Annotated in this window: 14 protein-coding genes and 1 tRNA gene; 9 read left to right on the forward strand and 6 right to left on the reverse strand. The window is 62.6% G+C overall.

Translation table 11 applies throughout. The annotated features are described in order from the left end of the window. Window positions 1-56: 56 nt before the first annotated feature. From BB347_RS13780 to BB347_RS13795, 4 genes are all read left to right on the forward strand, one after another. Window positions 57-839: an Lrp/AsnC family transcriptional regulator gene (locus BB347_RS13780; protein ID WP_076583183.1), complete on the forward strand. Its 783-nt coding sequence runs from the start codon at window positions 57-59 to the stop codon at window positions 837-839. After that, window positions 836-1,753 (forward strand): universal stress protein, encoded by a 918-nt coding sequence (locus BB347_RS13785; RefSeq protein WP_076583184.1) that lies wholly within the window; start codon window positions 836-838, stop codon window positions 1,751-1,753. The genes BB347_RS13780 and BB347_RS13785 overlap by 4 nt, the downstream gene beginning before the upstream one ends. 216 nt (window positions 1,754-1,969) lie before the next feature. Further along, complete coding sequence (locus tag BB347_RS13790) at window positions 1,970-3,964, forward strand: cation:proton antiporter domain-containing protein (protein WP_394329264.1); 1,995 nt, start codon at window positions 1,970-1,972, stop codon at window positions 3,962-3,964. Window positions 3,965-4,036: 72 nt separating this feature from the next. Next, window positions 4,037-5,626, forward strand: a complete 1,590-nt coding sequence (locus BB347_RS13795; RefSeq protein ID WP_076583188.1) for an HTTM domain-containing protein — start codon at window positions 4,037-4,039, stop codon at window positions 5,624-5,626. A gap of 85 nt (window positions 5,627-5,711) precedes the next feature. Here the strand turns inward: BB347_RS13795 and BB347_RS13800 are convergent, their stop codons facing one another. Together BB347_RS13800 and BB347_RS13805 are read right to left on the reverse strand one after the other, a co-directional pair. Then, complete coding sequence (locus tag BB347_RS13800; RefSeq protein ID WP_076583189.1) at window positions 5,712-6,521, reverse strand: Sjogren's syndrome/scleroderma autoantigen 1 family protein; 810 nt, start codon at window positions 6,519-6,521, stop codon at window positions 5,712-5,714. A gap of 60 nt (window positions 6,522-6,581) precedes the next feature. After that, complete coding sequence (locus tag BB347_RS13805) at window positions 6,582-7,058, reverse strand: TIGR00725 family protein (RefSeq protein WP_076583346.1); 477 nt, start codon at window positions 7,056-7,058, stop codon at window positions 6,582-6,584. Window positions 7,059-7,326: 268 nt separating this feature from the next. Here BB347_RS13805 and mdh point away from each other — a divergent pair, with 268 nt between their 5' ends. Continuing rightward, a complete protein-coding gene (gene mdh, locus BB347_RS13810; RefSeq protein WP_076583191.1) occupies window positions 7,327-8,241 on the forward strand; it encodes a malate dehydrogenase in 915 nt (304 codons plus the stop codon). A gap of 76 nt (window positions 8,242-8,317) precedes the next feature. Here the strand turns inward: mdh and BB347_RS13815 are convergent, their stop codons facing one another. Together BB347_RS13815 and BB347_RS13820 are read right to left on the reverse strand one after the other, a co-directional pair. Next, complete coding sequence (locus BB347_RS13815) at window positions 8,318-8,563, reverse strand: ferredoxin (protein ID WP_076583192.1); 246 nt, start codon at window positions 8,561-8,563, stop codon at window positions 8,318-8,320. Between the two features lie 91 nt (window positions 8,564-8,654). Further along, window positions 8,655-9,239 (reverse strand): hypothetical protein, encoded by a 585-nt coding sequence (locus BB347_RS13820; protein ID WP_076583194.1) that lies wholly within the window; start codon window positions 9,237-9,239, stop codon window positions 8,655-8,657. A gap of 116 nt (window positions 9,240-9,355) precedes the next feature. Between BB347_RS13820 and BB347_RS13825 the strand changes: the two genes are divergently transcribed. The 3 genes from BB347_RS13825 to BB347_RS13835 all read left to right on the forward strand — a co-directional run bounded on the left by BB347_RS13825 (window position 9,356) and on the right by BB347_RS13835 (window position 13,759). Next, the gene (locus BB347_RS13825; RefSeq protein WP_076583197.1) at window positions 9,356-11,707 is read left to right on the forward strand and encodes an ATP-dependent DNA helicase; all 2,352 of its coding nucleotides are present in this window, start codon (window positions 9,356-9,358) and stop codon (window positions 11,705-11,707) included. Beyond that, window positions 11,707-12,255 (forward strand): KEOPS complex subunit Cgi121, encoded by a 549-nt coding sequence (gene cgi121 / locus BB347_RS13830; RefSeq protein WP_076583199.1) that lies wholly within the window; start codon window positions 11,707-11,709, stop codon window positions 12,253-12,255. Before BB347_RS13825 ends, cgi121 begins: the two co-directional genes overlap by 1 nt. Window positions 12,256-12,403: 148 nt before the next feature. Continuing rightward, the gene (locus tag BB347_RS13835; protein ID WP_076583201.1) at window positions 12,404-13,759 is read left to right on the forward strand and encodes an oxidoreductase; all 1,356 of its coding nucleotides are present in this window, start codon (window positions 12,404-12,406) and stop codon (window positions 13,757-13,759) included. A 139-nt stretch (window positions 13,760-13,898) separates the two neighbouring features. Here BB347_RS13835 and BB347_RS13840 read toward each other — a convergent pair. Continuing rightward, window positions 13,899-13,971: transfer RNA gene (locus BB347_RS13840), tRNA-Gln, on the reverse strand. A gap of 92 nt (window positions 13,972-14,063) precedes the next feature. Next, the gene (locus BB347_RS19625) at window positions 14,064-14,846 is read right to left on the reverse strand and encodes a homing endonuclease associated repeat-containing protein (RefSeq protein ID WP_076583202.1); all 783 of its coding nucleotides are present in this window, start codon (window positions 14,844-14,846) and stop codon (window positions 14,064-14,066) included. Window positions 14,847-14,961: 115 nt separating this feature from the next. Between BB347_RS19625 and BB347_RS13850 the strand changes: the two genes are divergently transcribed. Continuing rightward, on the forward strand, window positions 14,962-15,552 hold the full coding sequence (locus BB347_RS13850; RefSeq protein WP_076583204.1) for an IMP cyclohydrolase: 591 nt from the start codon (window positions 14,962-14,964) through the stop codon (window positions 15,550-15,552). Window positions 15,553-15,627 lie beyond the last annotated feature (75 nt).

Below are 15,627 nucleotides of genomic sequence, written 5' to 3' on the forward strand. Positions count from 1 at the left end.
GTTTTGCAGGAGATAGCTATATACTTCTACCCGGCTTCGAACAACGTGTGAGAGCAATGCGTAATCGTGCAACCAATTCTGGGTACCAACTGGACGAGGTCGACCGGCGGGTCATCTACGAGTTGATGACCGACGCTCGAGGGAACTCGTCGCCGGCGATCGCCGAGGAGATCGACGTTTCCCCGGGAACGGTCCGAAACCGGATCGAGGATCTCGAGGAACACGGCGTCATCGACGGCTATCACGCGCACATCGACTTCGAGGCGACCGACGGGCGCCTGTCGACGCTGTTCATGTGCAGCGTGCCGTTTGCGGACCGAAAGACGGCTGCGCGCGCTGCAGACGAAATTCCGGGCGTCGTCAACGTTCGAATTCTCATGGGCGGGCGGCGGAACTTTCACGTCCTCGCCGTCGGAGAGGATACCGACGACTTGCGCCGGATCGGAACGACGCTCTCGGAACTCGGCGTCGAGATCGAAGACGAGATGCTCGTCGAGAACGACAAGGTCCGACCGTACGAGCCGTTCGGTCCCGATGGGAGCCGACAGTCGCTTCCGACCGATTTCATCAGCCTCTCGGGGGACTCCGAAGTAGTCGAGATTACGGTTCGTCCGGATGCACCGATCGCTGGAGCGACCATCTCAGACGCTGCGAACGACGGCCACCTCGAGGACAATCCGCTCATCGTCGCCATCACGCGTGACGACGAACTGCTGACACCCCATGGCGACACCACAATTCAACCGGACGACATCGTGACGGTGTTCTCGAACGGCGGCGTCAGTGACGAGACCGTTCAGGCGTTCGTCGAAACCGACGCTCGAGGTGTCACTCCGTGACGACACCGCTCTTCGAACGCGTGCTCGTCCCGATCGCCGAGGCGGATGACGCGAAAACGACGTGCGAGGCCGTCGTTCCCTACCTCGAGTCGTCGGGGGAGGTCGTCGTCGTGCACGTCATCGAGAAGACCGAGGGCGGGCCCGACAAAGCGCCCAGAGAGGCCAGACAGGAGCAAGCGGAGGAGATTTTCGCGATCGCTCGCGAGCAATTCGGCGATGCCGGCTACGACGTAGAGACGGAACTGCGATACGGGCCGGACGTCATCGACGAAATCCTCGCCGCTGGGGCGGCCTTCGACGTGACCGCGATCGCATTCACACCCCGCCCAGGGGGTCGCTGGATCAAGCTTCTCTCCGGCAATCACGCGAATCGGTTAACGAGAGAGAGCACGTACCCGATCCTGATCGTTCCCCACTCCGAGAAAGAAACCCCCGAGATGACCGAGGCTACCGCGGAGACGACTGGTGGTACCGACGGATCCGGTTACCGCGTACTCGTTCCGATCGACGGCACCGAGGACGCCTTGTCGGCCGTTAGCCACGCCTGTCGCGCCTACCCGACCGCCGACGTAACCTGTCTCCACGTCCACGAGTCGGCGAGTACCGACGTCTACGCGTCGATGACCGGCGGCCAGTCGAGCGGGGTCGACGACGAAGATCGCGAGTGGCAACGAGAGGTGACACAGCGCTTCGAGGAGGCACAGGCCGTGGCCGACGACCACGGCGTCGAACTCGAGACCGTGACGTTCCCCGGGGCGGTCCCCGACGCCATCGTCACGTGTGCGGAGGAACTCGGCGTCGACCTGGTCGTCATGACCACCCGAGGCCGAGAAGGCCTCAAGCAGAAGCTCCTCGGGAGCACCACCGAGACCGTCGTGCGCCGATCACCCGTTCCGGTCACCGTCGTCCGATAGCACCGCGAGTAGCCACGGACGCTCGCGGACGAACGTGCAGTTCGACTCACTTCCGTGTCGGTATCGATGAACGCACTGTGCCCTCCGTCGCTGGCGAGTACGCATTCGGTGGTGGCTACGGACGGCGTCCGTCTCGAGGGATACGAGACGCTGCTATCGACGGGTCCGTCACTGACGCCGCCGTTCGACGACCCCGTCCTCATCTTTGGGCTCGCGATGGTGATCTTCCTCGTCGCCCCGCTCGTCCTCCAGCGCTATCGGCTGCCGGGGATAATCGGTATCATTCTGATCGGTGCGGCCATCGGTCCCAACGGCGCGCACTTACTCGAGCGAGACGCGACGATCGAGTTGCTCGGCGAAGTGGGCCTGATCTACCTGATGTTCATCGCGGGCCTCGAGATCAACCTCGCGCAGTTTCTCGAGTACAAGGATCGGAGCGTCGTCTTCGGCTTGCTGTCGTTCGTGATTCCACAGACGGTCGGCACGGTCGTCGGCGTCTCGCTGCTCGGATTGGAGCTTCCGGCGGCGCTGTTGTTCGCCGCCATCTTCTCCTCGCACACGCTGCTCGCGTATCCGGTCGTCAACCGACTCGGGATCGCGACCGACGAATCGATGACCGCGACGATCGGCGGCACGATCCTCACGGACACGCTCGCGTTGCTCGTGCTCGCGGTCGTCATCGCCGGCGTCGACGGGACGCTCGACGCCGCGTTCTGGACGCAGCTGTCGGTCGGACTGACGCTGTTTTTCGTCGGCGTCTGGGTACTCGTTCCCCGACTCGGCCGCTGGTTCTTTCGCATCCACAGCGAGGAGAGTTACTTCGAGTTTCTGTTCGTCATGGCCGTCTTGTTCATCTGTGCGTTTCTCGCCGAACTCGTCGGCGTCGAACACATCATCGGGGCGTTTCTCGCCGGATTAACGCTCAATCGACTGATTCCGGAGTCGGGGACGCTGATGAATCGAATCGAGTTCGTCGGCAACGCGCTCTTCATCCCCTTCTTTCTCCTCTCGGTTGGAATGCTCGTCAACGTCGGCGTCGTGTTCGAGGGACTCGACACGCTCGCACTCGCCGGCTCGCTTCTCGTCATGGTCTTCATCACGAAATACGTCGCGGCGTGGGCGACCGGCCGCGTCTACGGCTACGATCGAGATCAAGTCCTCGGGATGTTCGGCCTCTCCGTCGGGCAGGCCGCCGCCGCGCTCGCGATCGTCCAGATCGGCTTCGACGCGGGCGTTCCGGGGTTCGGCCAGGAGATGATCAACGCCGTCGTCGTAATGATCCTCGTCGTGAGTCTGTTCAGCCCCGCACTGGTCGAACGCGCCGGGAGCGCGCTCGTCCGCGCCCGCGAACGCGAGGCGTACGATCCGGGCCGGACGTCACAACGGATCCTCGTTCCCGTCTCGAGGGAGACCGAACACGCGGAGTCGCTGCTCGACCTCGCCGTCACGATTCGCAACGAGCGCGCACACGAGCCGATTCACACGGTCACGGTGGTTCGCCCGGAGCAACGCTCACGCACCACGGCGAACGTCGCCGAAGTCGAAGCCCTACTCGAGGACCTCGAAGCGTACACCGCCGGTGCCGAAGTTCCGATCGAACCTCACACTCGCGTCAACCACAACATCGCCTCGGGCATCGTTCGCTCGAGCGTCGAGAACCGGATTACGACGCTCGTCGTCGGCTGGGACGGTCGAACGGCACGGACCCAACAGGTGTTCGGACACATCATCGATCAGGTGCTCGATCGAACCACGGAGTTGACGCTGGTCGGTCGGCTCAGGAGCCCACTCAACACGACCCAGCGGATCGTCCTCGTGCTCCCGCCGGATATCCACCACAACGACGGGTTCTCCGAGGCGTTGCACACGGTGAAACGCATCTCGGCGCAAACGGGGGCACCGATTCACGGCCTCGTCGTCGACGGGAATCCGGGCCACTTCGATCGAGTGACGACGAGCCTCGAGCCATCGACGTCGGCGACGTTCCACGCGGTCGACGGCTGGAACGAGTTGTTCGAGAAACTCCGCGACGAGACGCGATCGGACGACTTCCTCGTCTGCGTGAGCGCCCGGCGAAACGAAGTCGGCTGGCACAGCGAGTTACGGACCCTCCCGAACCGACTCGCGAGGGTGACAGATGGAAATTTCGTCGTGATGTATCCGGCGACGGAAGAACGAGCAGACGACAGGCAATTCCTCAGATTCTCCTGAACAGGGTATTGTCACCCTGCGTTCAGTTTCGACCGAAATGATTATTTCGATAACATCGACATGTGTGAGCACATGGAGCGTCCCGTGCGGTCGCAACTCGAGACAGGGGTCCGTCGAGTGCGACGGAACCTCGCGGACTCCGTACGGATCGATACGCGGACGCTCGCGGTTTTTCGCGTCTTCGTTGGCCTCCTCATCGTCGCCGATATTGTCCTTCGCTCGCGAAACTTTTCCTTTTACTACACCGAGGATGGCGTCGTCCCCCAATCGATCGCGATGGAGTTGAGCGCCGACGGCGCGTTCTCGTTCTATCATCTGACGACCGATCCGACGGTTATCGCCGCGCTGATGGGACTGCAAGTGCTGATCGCGATTCAGCTGATCGTCGGCTACAAGACGCGAGTGGCGATGGTGCTCTCGTTCCTGTTCGTCGTCTCGCTTGACCACCACAACCCGCTCGTCCTGAGCTACGCCGACACGCTCTTTCGGCTCCTGTTGTTCTGGGCCATCTTCCTCCCATTGGGCGAACGCTGGTCCGTCGACGCCGTTCACGCCGAGCGCGAGCCACGGGAGTCGGTCGCCGGTATCGCCTCCGCGTTGATCCTCTCGCAGATGGTGTACATGTACTTCCTCAACTGGTATCACAAGTCCCAGAGCGACCTGTGGACCGGCGGGGAGGCGACGCCGCTCGTCATGGGTCTCGACGACATGACGTTTCTCCTGACACCGTACATCCGGCAGTTCCCGGCACTGCTCGAGTTGGGAACCCACCTCTGGTACTACATGCTCATGTTCTCCTGGCTGCTCATCGTCTTCGTCGGCCGGAAACGCATGTTCCTCGCCGCGTTATTCGTGGGTGGCCACGTCTCGTTCATCCTCACGGTCCGCATCGGCGCGTTCCCCTACGTCGCGATCGCCGGCCTGTTGTTGTTCCTCCAGGCGCAGTTCTGGACCGACCTGCAACGCGTCGCCGACCTCCTCGACGTCGATCGCTCTCGACTGACCCGAACGCGCCGGACGCTCGCCTCACACGCCGCGGCCGTGCCGAATCCGCGGCTCTCGAGTCCATCCCTCGATCGATTCCGGGTTAACGTCCACAGCGTCTTCCTCGGCGTGGTCGTCGGCTCGCTCGTGTTGCTCTCGATCCTGTCGTACATGCCCGTCGTCTCCGTCATCGACGGCAATTCACCGCCCGAACAACAGGTCGACGATATCGCCTCGAGTTTCGGCGTCGACCAACCCGAGTGGAGCGTGTTCGCCCCCGAGCCGCGGACGACGGATCGCTACTACGTCTTCCCGGCGGTGACCGAGGACGGCGAGTACGTCGACGCCTACAACGAACGGGAGCTGACGTACGAGCGACCGTCCGACGAACTCCAGACCCAGTACGACACGTATCGCGAACGCTTCTACATGAACAGCGTCCGCAGCGGCGGGCTAAACGACAACGAGGTGCCGACGGCGCTCGCCGAACACCTCTGTTCGACGTGGGAAGACGATCACGGCGAAGAATTGACGCACATCAACATGTACGTCGTCAGCGAAGACATCACCTACGAGACCATCGACGACCACGACGAGCGAGATAGGAACACGACGCACCTCTACGAACACGGCTGTGGCGACAACGAGCCGAAGGAAATTCAGCCACCAGATCTGTAGCGTCGGTTCCACCCACCAGCTCTGTAGCGTCGGTCGTTCTCGAGTCCGAACTTCCCTCTCAACCCGTATCGAACCCGTTTCAGCCCTACCGGAGCGTCTCGAGCGCCTCGCTCGCCTCGCGTGCGGCCTCGAGACAGGCCGTCGCGTGGCGTGGGTCGTCCGTTTCGGCCGCCTTCGCGGCGAACTTCTCGAGCGCCCGGACGAGCGAGGCTCGAGCGGCCTCGCGGTCGCCGTCGACGGCCGATGCAGACGAAGTCTCGTCGCGGCGGGGCGACCGAGATTCGTCCTCGACACCGACATCGGCCGTCGGTTGCCGAGCGCTCGGCGATCGCTGATCCGGTGTCGATGGCTGCTCGGGTGTTACGGATCGGTTCGGTACCGATTCGGCAGCGCTCGAGGATGATTGGGTGGGTTCCTTCGAGGGAGGATGCTCGGCCGCATTCTGAGTCGGTCGCTCGCCTGCGTTCGACGACGCCCCCTCGTTTCCACTCGAGTTCGGTCGTTCAGTGGCAGTCCCGTCGGGCTGGCCAGCAGTATTCGAGGCCGCCGCTTCGTTTGGTCGGGACTCGCGCTTGCTCGAGTCAGCGGTGGAGTCTGACGCATTGCCAGCGTCAGCGGTAGCGTCAGCGTTAGCGTTACCGGCCGATTCATTCGCCGGCTGAGCCTCGAGGTCCGTCCCTTCGACTGCGTCGGGGTTGCCGTGACAACTCGGACAGAACGTGGTTCCGTTTTGCTGGAACAGCGGGTCGCCACAGGTCCCGCAGTGGGCGTTCGTCATCGTCGCTCCCTTGAGCAACAGGTCGCTCATTCGCTGGGTCGCCTCGCGCTCTTTGGCGTCGCGTTCGTACTTCTCTCGAAGTTTCTCGCGTTCGGCTTCCTTGTCGAAGTCGCTCATACTCGTGTAGAGACGCTGGAACGTCTAAAAAGGCGCGAACGTGACCGAGGGGGATCGAAATCAGCCCACAGAACCCTCCTCCGGCCCGAATGCGTCCTCGACGGCGTCCACTGCTTCCGTCGGCGTTTCAACCGTCGTGGCACAGACGCCGAGATCCGACATATCGTGCGTCTCGAGGCCAACGATCGGTCGGTCGTAGATGCCGGCGAAGCCGATCTCCGAGAGCGTGCCGACGCCACCCGCGAGCGCGATCACCGCGTCACCGTTCAACGCAACGAGCGCGTTTCGGGCGTGGCCCAGTCCGGTCGCGATGACGATATCGACGAACTCGTTCGCGTCCTCGCGGTCCTCGCCGGGCAAAATGCCGATCGTCGTTCCTCCTGCATCGTTCGCACCACGGCAGACGGCCGCCATCGTTCCGCCGCGACCGCCACAGACGACCGTGTGGCCTCGAGTCGCAAGCTCGCGACCGACGCCTTCGGCGCGATTCGCTGCCGTCTCGTTGATCGTTCCGCCGCCGATAACACTGACTCGCATAGTCGAGACGTCGCGGACAGCAACCATGGTCGGTTCGATACGAGCGTCTCTCCGCGGAGACGAACCGTTCCGAATAGCCGACGGTATCCGCTCGAGGACGGTTACTCTCGATTCACTCTCGAGCGTAACCGCGGCTGGCCGGCGGTTCGACGGTGGTAGCTGCCCGATCGCAAGTGTTTCGACAGCTGTCGATTCAATGCTCGTCAAATCGCTCGAGAGAAGGGGTTTCGACGGATTTAACGCACGGGGTGGCTGATGTTTACGTGGTATGACGAAAGTTAGCGTGGTCGGCGCGGCTGGAACGGTTGGAGCCGCAGCGGGCTACAACATCGCACTTCGAGATATCGCCGACGAACTCGTCTTCGTGGACATTCCGGATCAAGAGGACACGACGGTCGGACAGGCTGCGGACACCAACCACGGTGCAGCCTACGACTCGAACACGACGATCCGTCAGGGAGGCTACGAGGACACCGAGGGCTCGGACGTCGTCGTCATCACGGCCGGCATCCCCCGCCAGCCCGGCCAGACGCGAATCGACCTCGCGGGCGACAACGCCCCGATCATGGAGGATATCGGCTCCTCCATCGCGGAGTACAACGACGACTTCATCACCGTCACGACCTCGAACCCCGTCGACCTGCTCAACCGCCACCTCTACGAGGTCGGCGACCGCGCACGCGAGCAGGTGGTCGGCTTCGGCGGCCGACTCGACTCCGCGCGATTCCGCTACGTCATCTCCCAGCGCTACGACGCCCCCGTCCAGAACGTCGACGCGACCATCCTCGGCGAGCACGGCGACGCCCAGGTTCCCGTCTTCTCGAAGGTCCGCGTCGACGGCCAGGACCGCGAGTTCGACGAGAACGAGAAAGAAGAACTGCTCGAGGAACTCCAGACCTCCGCGATGAACGTCATCGAAAAGAAAGGCGCGACGCAGTGGGGGCCAGCGACCGGCGTCGGACACACCGTCGAGGCCATCCTGCGCGACACCGGCGAAGTGCTTCCGTGCAGCGTCCCCCTCGAGGGCGAGTTCGGCCACGAGGGCACCGCATTCGGCGTCCCGGCCAAACTCGGCTCCGACGGCGTCGAAGAAATCGTCGAGTGGGAGCTCTCGGAGTTCGAGCGCGACCAGCTCGGCGAAGCCGCCGAGAAGCTCTCGGATCAGTACAACAAAATCTCGTAACGACGTCGCGACCGACGCTCGTTTTTTCGCCGCACGCTCGAGTCACCGACTGCGCCGACGAGTGAGAACGCTGCGTTCAGGGAATCAACTGCTCGCCGTCGTCGTCGTAGATCCTGATCGCGTCGACCGGGCAGGTCCGAGCCGCGAACTTTGCGTCGAGTTCCGCACCTTCGGGGACCTCGCGGACGAAGATGCCCTCTTCGATCTCCTCGCTGTCCTCGAGAATCGCTTTGCCTTTCGTCTTATCCTCTTCGAAGGCGTCCCACTCGGCGACGCACTGATACATCCCGATACAGGTTTCCTCGTCGAATTCGACTTTCATGAGCGATGGTTGGACCGATCGTCGTAAATCGTTAGCGGTCCGCGAGAAACTCTTCTCGTGATCTCTCTGCACCTGGAAACGATATATCGACTTATCGACGGACGTAGTAGACGACGATTCCTGGAACGGTCATGATCGCGAACACGGAGAACAGCGTGAGTTCATACCCGAAAACCACGTGCGAGTCGTCCAGTGAGTCGGTCCACGCACCGGCCGCGAGCAGCGTCGTGCCGTAACACCCCGAGGCCAGTCCCCGCGGCCCGCCGACGACCGAGAGCAGTCGTCCCCAGCGCGACGGTTCAATCCACGGCATCGCGCCGTAGACCGTCGATCCTACCCGGCGGAAGACGCCGCCGACTGCGGGAAGCGCCACCAGTGCCGGGAGTCCGATCCCGAACCCGAACGTTCCGAGAAGACCGTATCCCGCCGCGCGTTTGAGTTTGCCGAGTAGGTACCGGACGAACGCCACCGCGACGGCCGCGCCGACCAGCACGAGGCAGGCCTCGAGCACCGTGATCGACGTTCCAAGCGCCTCGAGTCGACGGTCGAGCGTCCCGGTGAACATCCCGAGCGTGAGCACGACGAGTGCCGTCCCCACGAGGAGTTTGCCGCTTCGACCGCGGGGCTTCTTCGTCCGCAGCGGCGACGACTCGAGCGCGCGGGCGAGTGTCGACATGCGTGAGTGTCAACTCGAATGGGACAAAAACACCGCGACTCGTCGGCGTCACGGGTGGACCGACGGACGGGCCTCGAGACGACAGTTTAAACCACGGGACGCGCCAAAGACGGGTAATGAATCTCGAGGAGCTGACGGGGCTCCCATCCGGTGCCACGGACCACTTCCGGCAGGAGGGCATCGAGGAGCTCTACCCGCCACAGGCTGAGGCGGTCGACGCCGGCGCGACCGACGGCGAGAACCTCGTCGCCGCCGTGCCGACCGCCAGCGGGAAAACCATGATCGCCGCGCTCTCGATGCTCTCGGCGGTCGAACGCGGCGGGAAAGCGCTGTACATCGTCCCGTTGCGAGCGCTCGCCAGCGAAAAACGAGCCGAGTTCGAAGCGTACGAACAGTTTGGCATCACGACCGGCGTCACGACGGGCAACTACGAGAGCACCGACGACTGGCTCGCGACGAAGGATATCATCGTTGCGACGAGCGAAAAGGTCGACTCGCTCGTCCGAAACGGGGCCGGCTGGCTCTCAGAACTCACCTGCGTCGTCAGCGACGAAGTCCACCTGATCGACGACCGAAATCGGGGGCCCACCCTCGAGGTGACCCTCGCGAAGCTCCAGCAGCTCAATCCCGCGATGCAAACCGTCGCGCTCTCCGCAACCGTCGGGAACGCCGACGAAATCGCCGACTGGCTCGACGCCTCCCTCGTCGACAGCGACTGGCGACCGATCGATCTGGAGATGGGCGTCCACTACGGCAACGCGCTGAACTTCGACGACGGCTCGACGCGAGAGGTTCCCGTCGAGGGCAGCGAAAAGCAAGAAGCCGCGCTCGTCCGGGACATCCTTCAAGAAGGAGGCTCCTCGCTCGTCTTCGTCAGCTCTCGGCGCAACGCCGAGGCCGCCGCGGGCAGATTAGGCGGCGTCTCGAGTCCGGAACTATCGGGCGAAGAGCGCACCGAACTGGCCGAACTCGCCGCGGAGATTCGCGACGACAGCGACACCGAGACGAGCAAGGATCTGGCCGACTGCGTCGAGCGCGGCGCAGCGTTTCACCACGCTGGGCTTTCGAGTACCCAACGCTCGCTCGTCGAGGACGCCTTTCGCGACCGGCTGTTGAAAGTCATCTCGGCGACCCCGACGCTCGCAGCGGGGGTGAACACGCCCGCTCGGCGCGTGATCGTCCGCGACTGGCGACGGTTCGACCCGAGTGCGGGCGGAATGGCTCCGCTGGACGTCCTCGAGGTCCACCAGATGATGGGACGAGCCGGACGTCCCGGTCTCGACCCCTACGGCGAGGCCGTCTTGCTCGCGAAGAGTCACGACGAAAGTCAAGAACTGTTCGACCGCTACATCTGGGCAGATCCGGAGGCCGTCCGGTCGAAACTCGCGGCCGAACCTGCACTCCGGACGCACGTCCTCGCCACCATCGCCTCCGGCTTCGCGCGAACCCGGGGCGGACTCCTCGAGTTCCTCGAGGCAACGCTGTACGCGAGTCAGTCGAGCGAAGCCGGGCGACTCGAGAGCGTCACCGACGAGGTATTGAGCTACCTCGAGCGAAACGACTTCATCGAACGGGATGGCGAAACTGAACAGACGAACGACGACGCCGGAGCGTTCACCTCGGCGGCCGACCTCGCGGACCGACAGCGCTCGAAGAACGAACAGGCGCTCGAGGCGACCAGCCTCGGCCACACCGTCTCGCGGCTCTACCTCGATCCGATGAGTGCGGCGGAGATCGTCCACGGCCTCGAGGGAGCCGAGGAACGACCGACGGCACTCGGTCTCTACCAGCTCGTCTCGCGAACGCCCGACATGTACGAACTCTACTTGCGCTCGGGAGAGGACGAGAAATTCGGCGAACTGTTCTACGAACGCGAGCGCGAACTGCTCGGTGACGCGCCGAGCGAGTTCGAGGAGGGGCGCTTCGAGGACTGGCTGGCAGCCCTCAAAACGGGAACGCTACTCGAGGACTGGGCTGAGGAAGCCGACGAGGAGACGATCACCGAACGGTACAAGATCGGACCCGGCGACCTCCGCGGCAAGGTCGACACCGCCGAGTGGCTGTTGGGTGCCGCCGAGTCCCTGGCCGCCGAAATCGACAGCGAATGGACCGTCGCCGTCCGCGAAGCCCGCGCACGCGTCGAACACGGCGTCGGCGAGGAGTTGCTCGAACTCGTTTCGGTCGGCGGCGTCGGCCGAAAACGTGCTCGACGACTCTATGCAGCCGGAATCGAGGAACCCGCCGACCTCCGAAGCGCCGAGAAGAGCGTCGTCCTCGGAGCACTAAAAGGCGAGAAGACGGCCGAGAACATCCTCGAGAACGCCGGTCGAGAGGACCCGTCGATGGACGGCGTCGAACCGGCTAGTAGAGACGCGAGTCCGACGAGCGGCGAGTCGAACGTCAGTGCAAGCGACGAACCGAACGGAGAAACCGCGGACGACAACCAATCCAGTCTGGGTGATTTCTAGTGGAACTCCTCGAGTGTACACTGACGGTCGACGATCTCGACGAGTTCGTCGCCCAACTCGGCCGAATCGGTGACCGCCACGACGTGACGATTCAGGCCTTCGACGCACGTTACGTCGTCGACCGCTCACACCTCGAGTGCGCCCGAAAACTGGCAGACCGGGCCATCGCTCGCGAGGAGAACATCGCCAGAGATCGAGCCGTCGAAGTCCTGCTCTACGCCGCCGGTCGACGACAGATCAATCGCGCACTCGAAATGGGAATCAACGTCGGCGAAACGGACGCCATCGTCCTGATCGACGCCGATTCCAGTGGAAATGAAGGGGGTCACAAGGGTGGAACTGCTGAGACACTCGAACGCGAGGCGGCCACCCGACGAGAACTGGTGAAATTGGACGCCATCGAACCGACTGAATCGATACTCGAGGCTGTCGACACGGAAGCAATCTGTTCGTTTTACGACGTTACTGACACCGAGCAAGCAGCAACCGATGCGTCGCTTTCGGACCTCGTCCGCGAACGCGTGGCCTTACTCGAGGTCGAAAAGTGAGTGCGAGAGAGGTCTGAGAAAGGAGCGAAGCGAGGACCTGCGGTCCGCCCCCCTAACCCGGGCGAGGGGTGTTCGATCGCGCCACTGTGGCGACTTCGTACTCGCGAAGGGACAGTATTCTCTTGACCGTCCCCGCCGTATACTCGGTATGACCACCCTCGAGGAGCCACTCGAAATCGGCGGCGTGACGGTTCCCAACCGGCTCTATCGCGCTCCGTTGCTCGAGTGTGCGGGTAACGGTTCGGAAGCGGTCGATACCCTGATCGACGACCTCGAGCCGGCCGCCGAGTCGGGCGTCGGTCTCATCTGCCAAGGAGCGACCATCGTACGCGGCGACGGCGGCTGTGCTGCGCCCGGAATGACCCGCGTTCACGACCCCGACTTCGTCTCGAAACTCGCTCGGCTAACCGATCGAATTCACGACCACGGCAGCCGAATTTTCTTGCAACTCGAGCACGGCGGCCTGCGAAGCATGGAAACCTGGCACGCTGCATATCGTCGAGAGAACCCGAATCTCGAGCAGCTCGCAGTTTCACGGCCGCCCTGGCAGTTACGACTGCTCGATCGGCTCGGATTTCTGAACTACGACCCGCACGTGCTCTCGACCGACGAGGTGTACGAACTCGCCGCGGATTTTGGTCGCTGTGCAGCGTCCGCTGTCGACGCCGGCTACGACGGCATTCATCTCGCCGGGGCCAACATGGGAATCGTCCAGCAGTTCCTCTCGCCGTTTTACAACCGACGCGAAGACGAGTTCGGTGGCGATCCCGAATCGAGACTCGAGTTTCTCGCCGTCGTCCACGACGAGATTCGCGACCGGGCCGGAGACGTTCCACTGATCACTAAGGTGCCGGCCGAAACGGCCGCACCGCCCTCACCCGTCGTGCGTCGAAAACTCTCCCTCGGAGATGGGGTCGAAATCGCGAGGCGACTCGAGCGAATCGGCTACGACGGCGTCGTGCCGGTGCAAGCCTCCGTCGTCTGGGATATGAGCATCGTTCGCGGGGAGTATCCCGACCGAGCGTGGGCGAACGAACAGTTACGCGAGGGGTACGACGAGGCCTTCGGCGGTGCACACCGACGGCGTCTCGTCGCCGGCGCAAACTGGATTCAGTCGCGACAGTACGACTTCGAGTCCGCGTGGAACGAACCGTTCTGTCGGCGCGTTCGAGAACGGGTCTCGATTCCAGTGCTGGCGGAGGGTGGCGTTCGCGAACGTGCGGAAATGGATCGGTTACTCGGTGAGACGGCGGACGCCGAGGCGGCGGCTTGCGACATGGTCGGTATGGCCCGTCCGTTTTACGCCGAGCCAAAACTCGGGGCGCGATTGCTCGAGTCCGCGGCCGCTAGTAGGGAAAAATCACCACAAGTGCTCTGTGAAAGCTGTAACAACTGCACCGTTCCGCAGGTAACCGGCGCGCCGGGAATCTGCCGGACGCCATCCGTACTGCGAGAGCGCGGTGAACTCGAGCGAGACGGGGCCTACGAACGTGACGACGTGTAATCGGCTGTCGGGCCCGAATCAGTGTGCAGCGATTCTCGAGTGTGAGTAGCGTTATGGGCCGCCTATCGAACCCCTTCGTTTCAACTGGAGACGGACCGACGGCTGGGCGATGAGCCTCGAGACGAAGAACCGAGAAGAGTAGTCCATCCTGGATTCGAACCAGGGTCTCGAGCCCCAGAAGCTCGAAGGATTGGCCACTACCCTAATGGACTGATATGTCCCCGTTGGGCGTTTTCACCAACGGTGTGTCCTGTAGTAGATGAGTCCCGTATTAGAGTGTTACGAACTGGGATACGTCTGTGGATTACTCAGTTGTATGCTTGTAGTGTTCGATTCGGTGGCAGTTAGCACAAAGGACGACACACCGTTCGATTTCGGTGCGGATTCGTTGTTTCGATCGGTTCGCAGCGACGAGGGCCGCGACAGTAGCACGCTTATTGCCCGAGTTGTGGTGGTAATCGAGACAAGCTGGATCATCTTCGACACATCGCTTACAACCACCAGAGATGTGCTTTTGAGAATGGACCCACCGTTGGAGTGGACGGGTTAGAGTGCGAAAATGTTCTTTTCGATGGCAGTTTGCGCAGAGTACGACACATTTTGTTATTTCAGCGCGAAGTGCATCTTTCCCGTAACCAAATGTAACCATCCGGCCCACGGCCATCGTTTTTGAGTCTGGATTGCGATGATGAAAGTCGAGACACCCAACGTGGTCGATAGGGCATCGTGAACAACGCTGTTTTTGATCGTTGAGCCACGCTCGGAGCCGACGGCGGCGGCGTAATGTCCGTTCGGTATTCCACTCGGTATTTCGATAGTGCCACCGTTGATCGACGGTCAACGCTTCCCAAGACATTCCCTCGGGAAGGTCGACATCGTCGGGCTTCGGGCTCACACGGGAACCTCTCGAGTACGACGTTGCTAGCCCGGCACGTTCTTTCGCATTATTCCAACCACCGCACGTTCGAATGATCGTTGCAGAGGCTGGGGTCATTCCTAGTTCTTCGTACTGCGCTTTCGTCGGTGAACAACCGAGTTCCTCGGCAGCATCTCGGAGAGCGTCCAGGCACTCCGCTTGCGTAGTCACACACAGATTCGCTGCGGAATCTGATATAAATCCTCTCACTGGACTCGACAACGCTATCGAATACGACTAGCAGTAAACCGACATTCATTTTCCTCTCACCCGCACACCTTCTCGCATGTACATCGGACGATTCGTCGTCGTCGGTCCCGACGTCGGTGCCTACCGCGTCTCATCACGATCCTTCCCGAACCGGGAGATTTCGACTCGAGACGACGCGCTCACTGTCGGTCCCACGGCGGACGCACCCGAAACGGACAACCCGTACGTCTCGTATAACTGCCTCCGACTCGTCGACACCCCGACGGGCGAGACGGCCGCGTTCGGAAACGGCTCGCACGTCGACCCCATCGCGGAGAAACTCGAGTTAGGCTATCCCGCTCGAGACGCCCTCGCGGAGAGTCTCCTGGCACTCGACTACGAGAAAGACGACTACGACACGCCCCGAATCGGGGCGACGATCGGTGCCGACGGCGAAGCGCTGATCGGAACGGTCCGAAAAGACGCCCTGCTCGTCGAGACCGTCGAAGAGCCGACGCTCGTCGCGACGTACGAGAAGAACGCACCCGAATCGTTCGACTTCGAGGCGACCACCGCGACAGAAGCAGCAACCGACGCCTACGACCTCGAGTTCGAACACGCAGTCTGTGCAGCGGGCGTCGCCCGCACTGACGGCGGCTTCGAAACGGCACTCGAGAACGGCAACTGAGTACGTACAGCCCTTTTTGCGGAACTGAACGTTCGACCTCCATCGTACTGGCTCGAACTGCCGATTTCGGGGTCA

The organism is Natronorubrum daqingense (genome assembly GCF_001971705.1).
Lineage (GTDB): Archaea > Halobacteriota > Halobacteria > Halobacteriales > Natrialbaceae > Natronorubrum > Natronorubrum daqingense.

Bases quoted from the DNA above. Each gene is read 5' to 3' on its own strand.
- BB347_RS13850 (WP_076583204.1), top strand. From the start codon at position 14,962: ATGTACATCGGACGATTCGTCGTCGTCGGTCCCGACGTCGGTGCCTAC.
- BB347_RS13790 (WP_394329264.1), top strand. From the start codon at position 1,970: ATGGTGATCTTCCTCGTCGCCCCGCTCGTCCTCCAGCGCTATCGGCTG.
- BB347_RS13795 (WP_076583188.1), top strand. From the start codon at position 4,037: ATGGAGCGTCCCGTGCGGTCGCAACTCGAGACAGGGGTCCGTCGAGTG.
- BB347_RS13815 (WP_076583192.1), bottom strand. From the start codon at position 8,563: ATGAAAGTCGAATTCGACGAGGAAACCTGTATCGGGATGTATCAGTGC.
- BB347_RS13825 (WP_076583197.1), top strand. From the start codon at position 9,356: ATGAATCTCGAGGAGCTGACGGGGCTCCCATCCGGTGCCACGGACCAC.
- BB347_RS13835 (WP_076583201.1), top strand. From the start codon at position 12,404: ATGACCACCCTCGAGGAGCCACTCGAAATCGGCGGCGTGACGGTTCCC.
- BB347_RS13780 (WP_076583183.1), top strand. From the start codon at position 57: ATGCGTAATCGTGCAACCAATTCTGGGTACCAACTGGACGAGGTCGAC.
- BB347_RS13800 (WP_076583189.1), bottom strand. From the start codon at position 6,521: ATGAGCGACTTCGACAAGGAAGCCGAACGCGAGAAACTTCGAGAGAAG.
- BB347_RS13805 (WP_076583346.1), bottom strand. From the start codon at position 7,058: ATGCGAGTCAGTGTTATCGGCGGCGGAACGATCAACGAGACGGCAGCG.
- mdh (WP_076583191.1), top strand. From the start codon at position 7,327: ATGACGAAAGTTAGCGTGGTCGGCGCGGCTGGAACGGTTGGAGCCGCA.
- BB347_RS13820 (WP_076583194.1), bottom strand. From the start codon at position 9,239: ATGTCGACACTCGCCCGCGCGCTCGAGTCGTCGCCGCTGCGGACGAAG.